A 617-nucleotide genomic window follows, 5' to 3' on the forward strand; every position below is an offset into this window, starting at 1 on the left:
CATCCAGCGGCCAACACGGCGAACCGCGCGATGTTGCTTGACTGATCACCGATTTGGGACACGCATCCCCAGATGACATCGTCGATGCTGGCGGGGTCGAGACCAGTACGAGTCATCAACGCGCTTAGCACATCGGCGGACATGTCCACCGGATGCGTCTGCGCCAGCGACCCGCCGCGCTTTCCGATCGCTGTTCGTACCGCATCGACGATCACCACATCGCGCATGCCCTCACCTCACCGTGAACTTGCCAATGGCACTCGACTGCTATCTAATCATCTCAAACAGTATCCTAAATGAGGGGATCGAGAGACCGTGAACCAGAGGCCGCTGGACCGGGACGCCGTGATCGTAGGTGCCGTGCGCACTCCGGTGGGGCGCCGTCACGGCGCGCTGGCCGGAATCGCCGCCGGGGAGTTGTCGGCATTGGTGTTGCGCGCCTTGGCCGATCGCACGGGCATCGACCCCGGCAGCATCGATGACGTCATCTGGGGTTGTGTCGGTCAGGTCGGTGAGCAGACTGGCAATATCGCCCGCCACGCGGTGCTGTCCGCCGGTTGGCCCGAGACGGTACCGGGGACCACTGTCGACCGGCAGTGCGGATCGAGCCAGCAGGC

General features: G+C 64.0%; 2 pseudogenes. One reads left to right on the top strand and one right to left on the bottom strand.

The window, feature by feature from the left end:
• A pseudogene (locus A5688_RS11700) lies at positions 1–227 on the bottom strand (acetyl-CoA C-acetyltransferase); the annotation flags it as partial.
• A gap of 133 nt (positions 228–360) precedes the next feature.
• Here A5688_RS11700 and A5688_RS11705 point away from each other — a divergent pair.
• Positions 361–617: pseudogene (locus A5688_RS11705) on the top strand (acetyl-CoA C-acetyltransferase); the annotation flags it as partial.

The organism is Mycobacterium mantenii (genome assembly GCF_001667865.1).
In the GTDB taxonomy this organism is placed as follows: Bacteria; Actinomycetota; Actinomycetes; order Mycobacteriales; family Mycobacteriaceae; genus Mycobacterium; species Mycobacterium mantenii_A.